This is a genomic window from Bradyrhizobium sp., assembly GCF_016462955.1.
GTDB lineage: Bacteria > Pseudomonadota > Alphaproteobacteria > Rhizobiales > Xanthobacteraceae > Bradyrhizobium.
Genome location: NZ_JAEMSD010000783.1, coordinates 1 through 855, shown reverse-complemented (window position 1 = coordinate 855; position 855 = coordinate 1). Strand labels below are relative to the sequence as shown.

Annotated in this window: 1 protein-coding gene; it reads right to left on the bottom strand. The window is 67.0% G+C overall.

All coding sequences use genetic code 11. The annotated features are described in order from the left end of the window. Positions 1–3: 3 nt before the first annotated feature. A partial coding sequence (locus JHD07_RS38310; protein ID WP_291631673.1) for an adenosine kinase occupies positions 4–855 on the bottom strand: 852 nt, incomplete at its 5' end.

The window sequence follows — 855 nt, the reverse complement described above, 5'->3', positions numbered from 1 at the left end:
ACTTTACCCCGTCAGCCCGCGCTGCTGCGCCAGCTCCTTCAGCGACACCTGCGGCCGCGCGCCGATGTGCTGGATCACTTCGGCGGCGGCGAGCGCGCCAAGTTCGCCGCACTGCTTGTAGGCCAGGTTGCGCGCGAGGCCATACAGGAAGCCCGCCGCAAAGAGGTCGCCGGCGCCGGTGGTGTCGATCACCTTGTCGACCGGGAACGCCGGCGCGGCAACGGCGTCCTCGGAGGAGACAACCATGCAGCCCTTCTCGCTGCGGGTGACAATGCCGAGATTGACGTCGTCGCGCAGTTGCTTCAGCGCGGCGTCGAAGTCCGAGGTCGTGTAGAGCGAGTGAAGCTCGGACTCGTTGGCGAAGACGATGTCGACGGTGCCGTCGCGCATCAAGGCGAGAAACTCGTCGCGGTAGCGGTCGACGCAGAAGGAATCCGACAGCGTCAGCGCCACCTTGCGCTTGGCGTCATGGGCGATCTTGGCCGCCTTGACGAACGCGTCCTTGGCGTTCTTGGGATCCCAGAGATAACCCTCGAGATAGACGATGCCGGCAGCAGCGACCTCCGCCGGATCGATGTCGGCGGGCGACAGGTCCTGCGCCGCGCCGAGATAGGTGTTCATGGTGCGCTCGCCGTCGCCGGTGACCAGGATGTAGGAGCAGCCGGTGGCGGGACCGTCCTGCGCGGCCGGGGTGTTGAAGGCAACGCCGGCGGCACGGATGTCGTGGACGTAGAGCTTGCCGATCTGGTCGTCCTTGACCTTGCCGACATAGGCGGCGCGCGCCCCGAGGCTACCGATGCCGACGATGGTGTTGGCGGCCGAGCCGCCCGAGACCTCGGTCGCCAACACCATCGT